The sequence below is a fragment of the Streptomyces sp. NPDC051243 genome (assembly GCF_044455405.1).
Classification (GTDB): domain Bacteria; phylum Actinomycetota; class Actinomycetes; order Streptomycetales; family Streptomycetaceae; genus Streptomyces.
The window spans coordinates 130,709-136,953 of sequence record NZ_JBITES010000003.1 but is presented as its reverse complement, the minus strand read 5'-3'; the positions used below and the strand labels follow the sequence as shown (position 1 = coordinate 136,953).

Here is a 6,245-nt window from a genome sequence, read left to right as displayed (position 1 = left end):
GGTGCCCGGGGGGGGGTGGCCGGGGGGGCTCACGCCCCGGGGGGGGGCGGGGGGGGGGGGGGGGGGGTGGTGCGGGGGGGGGTGGGGGGGGGGGCCCCCCCCCCCCCCGGGCCCCCCCCCTGCGTGGCGTGCGTGGCCTGCACGACCTGCGTGGCCCGCGTAGCCTGCGGGCACCCCGTCACGCCCGGCTGCGCACCCACCCCGCCCAGCCCTCACGCCGGGCCGCCCTCAAGCAAGCCCTTCAGCAACGCCCCGCAGAGCCGAAAGCACCCTCCCCACCGCAACCCCCGCCTCACTCCCCCTCCGCACAGCCGCCACCACATGCCGAACCGGCCGATCCGCCTCAAGCCGGCGCATCACGACCCCGCCTCTCCCCACCGCAACCATCCGCGGCACCAACGCCACCCCCATCCCCGCCTCCACCATCGCCAGAATCGCCGTCCACCCCGCCGCCGAATGCCCTTGCCGAGGACTGAACCCGGCCGCCTCGCACGCCCCCCGCGTGATGTCCGACCACGGCCCGCTCCCCCCGAAGATCCAGTCCTCCCCGGCGAGATCGGTCAGCCGCAGCCCTTCCACGCCCGCCAGTGCGTGCCCCCGCGGAAGCGCGACGTCCAACGGGTCCGCGAGCAGCTCCACCCGCGTGAACCGCACGTCCCCGACCGCCGGCGCCTGCGCGGCCAGCGACAACGCGAGGTCCACCTCCCCCGCCGCCAGCAACTCGTACGCCTCCCCGGCCTCGGCCTCCCGCACCCGCACGACCACCCCGGGCGCCGACTCCCGCAACGCCCGCACAGCCGGTACGACCAGCGCGGGCACCGCCGTCGAGAAAGCCCCCACCCGCACCTGGCCGACCTCACCGCGCACGTAGGCCGCCAACTCGGCGTCCGCCCGCTCCAGTTGCTCGAACACCGCCTCGGCATGCCGCAGCACCAGCCGCGCCGCGTCCGTCAGCCGCACCCGCCGCCCCTGCGCCTCCAGCAGCGGCACCCCGACCTGCTTGGCGAGATTCGTCAGCTGCTGCGACACGGCCGACGGCGTCATCCGCAGCGCCTCCGCCGTCGCGGTCACGGTCCCCCGTTCCCGCAACGTCCGCAGGATCCGCAGCTTCCGGATGTCCCAGTCGACCATGGCGGCAACCTACGTCACCGACGCGCCGCCGCACCCAGCACGACTCCGCCGAGGATCAGCGCCATGCACACCGCCTGTGTCCAGCCGACCGCCTCGCCGAGGACCGCCCAGGACAGCAGGGCCACGCACACCGGCTGGAGGTAGTAGACGACCCCGGCACGGCTCGGACCGACCAGCGCGATCGCCCGGTTCCAGGCGAAGAAGGCGACCGCGGAGGAGGCGACCCCCACATACAGGATCGGCAGGACCGTGCCGGGCGTCGGGTCGAATCCGCCCTGCACGGCGAGGCTCACCCCCTGCGCGGGCAGCAGCAGTGCCGTGCCCAGCAAGAACGTGGCGAACAGGAAGGCCGTACCGCCGAGTTCGGCCGGCTTGCGCCGCAACAGGGCGCTGTACGACGCGAAGCAGCACGCCGCCGCCACCATCCACAGGTCCCCCGCCACGAAACCGGCCCCGCCCGTGCCTCCCGCCATCAGGAGCACGACTCCCGCGCACGCCGTCAGCAGCCCCAGCACCCGGCGCGCACCCAGCCGTGTCCCCGCGACCCGCTCGAAGACGGCCATCAGTACTGGTGAAGCGGCCATGATCAGACCCATGTCGGCGGCCGGTGTGGTCAACCCGGCCTGGTTGACCAGGGTGTTGTAGACGCTCACGCCGAGGAGCGAGGCGATGACCACGAAGCCGAGGTGGCGGCGGATCACCGTCCGCTGCCGCCAGGCCTGCCGAGCCCCGAAGGGGGCCACCGCGGCCAGCGCCACCAGCCATCTCCAGAACGCCTGCTGCACCGGCGGCACGCTGTCGCCCAGCGCCCGGGAGGTGACGAAACTCCCCGACCAGACGACGGTGGCGAGGGCGGCGAGCGCGATGCCGAGGGCGGTCGCCTTGAGGAGCGGGGTCGGGGTGGTGGTGGCTGTGGTGGTGTTGGCCGTGGTGGTGTTGGCCGTGGTGGTGGCTGTCCTGGGGAGGAGGACGGTCACGGAGATCCTTTCGCTGGTCGGTGATCGGTCCGATCTACCGTCGCAGCGCCGATCCCGTCAGGTCCATCGAATCTTTTCGACCAGTCTGTTCAGGAGAACTGAAAGAACCGGCAGATCGAAAGGATGCCCGGCCCGCAGTCGTCCGGCCCGGCCCCAGTTGACCCGCGACCGTCGCCCCGAACGCGAGCGCCATCCCCGCCAACTGCAGCGGGGCCAGCGCCTGCCCGAGCGCCGCCCAGCCGATAACCGCCGCCGTCAGGGGGGACAGCGGACCCAGGAAGGTGACCTGCGTGGCGCTGAGGCGGCCGATGCCGCGGAACCAGAGCCAGTACGCGACCGCCGTGTTCGCCAGCGCCAGGTAGAGATAGCCGGCCGCCGCCCGGCCGTCGAGCGCGGGCGGCGCGCCCTCGACCAGGACGGCGAGCGGGGCGATGAGCAGGCCGCCCGCCGTCAGCTGCCAGCCGGTGAGGGCGAGCGGGCCGACGCCGTCCGGGCGCCCCCAGCGCTTGGTCAGTACGGTGCCGGCGGACATGGACGCCGTGGAGGCCAGGGCCGCCAGCAGGCCGAGCGGATCGAGCGCGCCGGCCGCCTTCAGCACGACCAGACTGACGCCGAACGCGGCCACGACGCCGGTGAGCACGTTCCGCACCGTCGGCCGCTGCCCCAGCAGCAGCGCCGAGAGACCCACGACGAACAGCGGGCCGACCGAGCCGACGACGGCCGCCATACCGCCGGGCAGGCGGTACGCGGAGAGGAAGAGCAGCGGGAAGAAGGCACCGATGTTCAGCGCCCCCAGCACCACCGACTTCCACCACCAGGCGCCGCGGGGCAGCACCCGGGCGACGGCGAGCAGCAGCAGACCGGCGGGGAGGGCGCGCATCAGGCCTGTGAAGAGTGGCCGGTCGGGCGGGAGGAACTCCGTGGTGACGGCGTAAGTGGTGCCCCAGGAGATGGGTGCGAGGGCAGTGAGGAGGGTCAGGGCGGCACGGTCGGCGGCCATGGGGACACACCCTTCGGAAAGGAGGCGAGGGGAAAGTAGGCCAGTGGAAAGTAGCTTACTGCTAAGCTACTTTCCGTCAAGCCACTTTCTTGCGGCCGAGCGTCCGACGGCCGATACTCGGCGCATGAGCGAAAGCCCGCAGCGCAAGGACCCCGTCGACGCGATCATCGACCAGTGGGCGGCCGTGCGGCCGGACCTCGAGACGAAGCCCATGGAGGTCTTCGGGCGGATCTACCGCCTCTCGCGCACGATGGGCGACCGCATGGAGAAGGCGTACGCGCCCTACGGCATCTCACGCGGCGAGTTCGACGTCCTGGCGACCCTGCGCCGCTCCGGTGAGCCCTACACACTCTCGCCCCGGCAGCTCTCGGCGACACTGATGCTCACCACCGGAGGCATGACCGGCCGCCTCGACAAGCTGGAACGGGCCGGTCTGCTGCGCCGCTCCCCCGATCCGCACGACCGCCGCGGACTTCAAGTCACGCTCACCGAGAAGGGGTTGAGCCTCATCGACGAGGCCGTCGGCGCCGGGCTCGCCGTCCAGACGGAGGCACTGTCCACCCTCGACGACGAACAGGCCGACCGACTGGCCGACCTGTTGCGGGCGCTGCTCGCGGGGACGCCCGAACCCCGATAGGAGGGGTTCCGCTCACCCCAGGTGGGCGGCGAGCGCCGCCTCGACGGCCGCCGCATCCGCGGTGTCCGCCGCCCAGGCCACGTAGCCGTCGGGCCGCACCAGCACGGTCGTACGGCGATCGCTCGCCCAGCGCTCGACGGTCAGGCGGTCCTTGCGCCCGCCCTGCCCCTCGGACACCTCCACGCCGTCCGGCGCGATCAGCACGAACCGCCCGCCGCGCAGGGCCTCGTAGAGCCGGCCGCTCTCCAGTGCCACGTCGGGGAGGCGGGTGCCGACCAGGCGGTGGGAGCCATGGGGGGCGGGGTACTTGTAGCCGATGCCCGAGATCTGGGCCAGGGCCTTGGCCCGGGCGGGCCGGGCCGCGTTGACGAAGGCGGAGAAGAGGGCGCGTACGGCCCGCAGCGCCGGGTTCTGCGCCCGCGCCAGCCGGACCAGCCCGCCGCTGCTGCGCAGCACGGCCTTGCCGACGGGGTGCCGCTCGGCCTGGTAGGTGTCCAGCAGCCCCTTGGGAGCCCAGCCCCGGACGGCAGCGGCGAGCTTCCAGCCGAGGTTGGCGGCGTCCTGGAGGCCGGTGTTCATGCCCTGGCCGCCGGCCGGTGAGTGGACGTGCGCGGCGTCACCGGCGAGGAAGACCCGGCCGACCCGGTACTCGGGCGCCTGCCGCTCGTCGCTGTGGAAACGGGAGAGCCAGCGGGCGTCGTGCATGCCGTAGTCGGTGCCGAGGGCACGCCGGGTGACCTCCTTGACCTCGTCGAGGTCGAGCGGGGCGTCGTCGGGGACCTCGTGGCGCCGGTTCCAGCCCATGACGCGGTACCAGCCGTCGCCGAAGGACGCGATCATCGCGAAGGAGTCACCCGCGCCGTTGACCGTCAGCACACTCTCGGGCCGCTCGGCGAGCCGGACGTCCGCCAGGAACAGGGACTTGATGACCGAGACACCGGGGAAGGACAGACCGATGGCCTCACGCACGGCGCTGCGGTGACCGTCCGCGCCGACGACGTACGCCGCGCGACGCGTCACGACCACCCCGTCCGGGCCCCGCACATCGAGGTCGACCCCGCTGCCGTCCTGCCGCAGCCCGACGACCTCGTGCTCGAACAGGAACTCCACGCCGAGCTCCCGCGCCCGCCGCTCCAGCAGCCGCTCGACCTCGTACTGCGGGGTGATCAGCAGGAACGGGAAGCGGGACGGCAGCGTGCCGAGATCGAGCGAGAGGCGACGGAACAGGCGCAGCTCGGTGATGGTGCTGCCGGTGGCGAGCAGTGGGTCGGCGAGGCCGCGGGCGTCGAGCTGCTCCAGGGTGCGGGCGTGCACGCCGAAGGCGCGGGAGAGGTTGCTGATCTTGTGAGGCCGGCGCTCGACCAGGGCGACGGGGACACCGGCGGCGGCCAGGTCACCGGCGAGGAGGAGACCGGTGGGGCCGGCGCCGACGACGATCACGGGGTGGGCGCTGTCCGGGGTGCCGGGGGTGTGAGTGCCGTTCACGGTGGTGCCGTTCATGGTGGCCTCCTGTTTGCCAACGCTTGTTGGTCAACGCTTGTTGGCAACAATAGGAGCGCATTACGAGGGTGTCAACACCCGTTGGCCAACGTGCGTTGACCCGCGCACGTTGGCCTGCGCACGTTGGCCTGCGCCCGTTGACCTACCTCCGTTGGCCTACGCCCGTTGACCTACCCCCGTCGGCCTGCACCCGTTGCCCCACGAACGTTGGCCTACACCTGTTGGCCTACACCTATTGGCCCCCACCCGTTACTCAACCCGCCGCCCCACACCCGTTTGCCTACATTTGTTGACCCACACTCGTTGGCCTACGCTTGTTGGCATGAGCCAGAGCACTCCCCCCGCCCCCTCCCGCCGCTCCGACGCCACGCGCAAGGCGATCCTCGACGCCGCCCGCGAGCGCTTCGCGACCGACGGATACGAGCGCGCCACCATCCGCGCCATCGCCAAGGACGCGAGCATCGATCCGTCGATGGTGATGCGCTACTACGGCAACAAGGAGGGCCTGTTCGCGGCGGCCGTCGCCATCGACCTGCGCCTGCCGGACCCGGCGTCGCTGTCCCGGGACGACGTCGGCCGGGCGCTCGTGACGCACTTCCTGAGCATGTGGGAGAAGAACGAGGTGCTCACGGCCCTGCTCAGGGTCGGCGCGACCAACCAGGCCGGGGCCGAGCGCATGCGGGGCATCTTCGGGGACCAGTTGCTGCCGGTGGCCCGCCGGGTGTGCCCCGACCCGGAGCAGGCCCCGGCGCGGGCGGCACTGGCGTCGGCGCAGTTGCTGGGGCTGGCGCTCACGCGCTACGTCCTGCGGTTCCCGCCCGCCGTGGAACTGGCCCCCGAGGAGGTCGTGGCCTGGCTGGGGCCCACGGTGCAGCGGTATCTGACGGCGCCGCACCCGGCGTGAGAACACAGCGAGGGCGCCGACCTCGTCCTACCGTACGGCAGCTGCGCGTACGCACGACGGGGTCGGCGCCCTCGGGAAGAGAGATGACCGGACGGA

At 72.7% G+C, this 6,245-nt stretch carries 6 protein-coding genes; 2 read left to right on the top strand and 4 right to left on the bottom strand.

Features of this window, described 5'->3' with window-relative positions; all coding sequences use genetic code 11:
* Positions 1-228: 228 nt before the first annotated feature.
* From ACIBAG_RS07955 to ACIBAG_RS07945, 3 genes are all read right to left on the bottom strand, one after another.
* Positions 229-1,131 carry a LysR substrate-binding domain-containing protein gene (locus ACIBAG_RS07955; protein WP_399102233.1) on the bottom strand — a complete coding sequence of 301 codons (903 nt, stop codon included), beginning with the start codon at positions 1,129-1,131 and terminating at the stop codon, positions 229-231.
* Positions 1,132-1,145: 14 nt separating this feature from the next.
* Positions 1,146-1,997: a DMT family transporter gene (locus ACIBAG_RS07950; protein ID WP_399103268.1), complete on the bottom strand. Its 852-nt coding sequence runs from the start codon at positions 1,995-1,997 to the stop codon at positions 1,146-1,148.
* Between the two features lie 145 nt (positions 1,998-2,142).
* Positions 2,143-3,108 (bottom strand): EamA family transporter, encoded by a 966-nt coding sequence (locus ACIBAG_RS07945; protein ID WP_399102231.1) that lies wholly within the window; start codon positions 3,106-3,108, stop codon positions 2,143-2,145.
* A 124-nt stretch (positions 3,109-3,232) separates the two neighbouring features.
* Between ACIBAG_RS07945 and ACIBAG_RS07940 the strand changes: the two genes are divergently transcribed.
* Positions 3,233-3,745, top strand: coding sequence for a MarR family winged helix-turn-helix transcriptional regulator (locus ACIBAG_RS07940; RefSeq protein ID WP_399102229.1), 513 nt, complete (start codon positions 3,233-3,235; stop codon positions 3,743-3,745).
* Between the two features lie 12 nt (positions 3,746-3,757).
* On the opposite strand, the gene ACIBAG_RS07935 is transcribed toward ACIBAG_RS07940, so the two are convergent.
* Positions 3,758-5,245, bottom strand: a complete 1,488-nt coding sequence (locus tag ACIBAG_RS07935; RefSeq protein ID WP_399102227.1) for an FAD-dependent monooxygenase — start codon at positions 5,243-5,245, stop codon at positions 3,758-3,760.
* A 322-nt stretch (positions 5,246-5,567) separates the two neighbouring features.
* On the opposite strand from ACIBAG_RS07935, the gene ACIBAG_RS07930 reads away from it, so the two are divergent.
* A complete protein-coding gene (locus ACIBAG_RS07930; RefSeq protein ID WP_399102225.1) occupies positions 5,568-6,149 on the top strand; it encodes a TetR family transcriptional regulator in 582 nt (193 codons plus the stop codon).
* Positions 6,150-6,245: the final 96 nt, after the last annotated feature.

Bases quoted from the DNA above. Each gene is read 5' to 3' on its own strand.
- ACIBAG_RS07955 (WP_399102233.1), bottom strand. From the start codon at position 1,131: ATGGTCGACTGGGACATCCGGAAGCTGCGGATCCTGCGGACGTTGCGG.
- ACIBAG_RS07945 (WP_399102231.1), bottom strand. From the start codon at position 3,108: ATGGCCGCCGACCGTGCCGCCCTGACCCTCCTCACTGCCCTCGCACCC.
- ACIBAG_RS07940 (WP_399102229.1), top strand. From the start codon at position 3,233: ATGAGCGAAAGCCCGCAGCGCAAGGACCCCGTCGACGCGATCATCGAC.
- ACIBAG_RS07935 (WP_399102227.1), bottom strand. From the start codon at position 5,245: ATGAACGGCACCACCGTGAACGGCACTCACACCCCCGGCACCCCGGAC.
- ACIBAG_RS07930 (WP_399102225.1), top strand. From the start codon at position 5,568: ATGAGCCAGAGCACTCCCCCCGCCCCCTCCCGCCGCTCCGACGCCACG.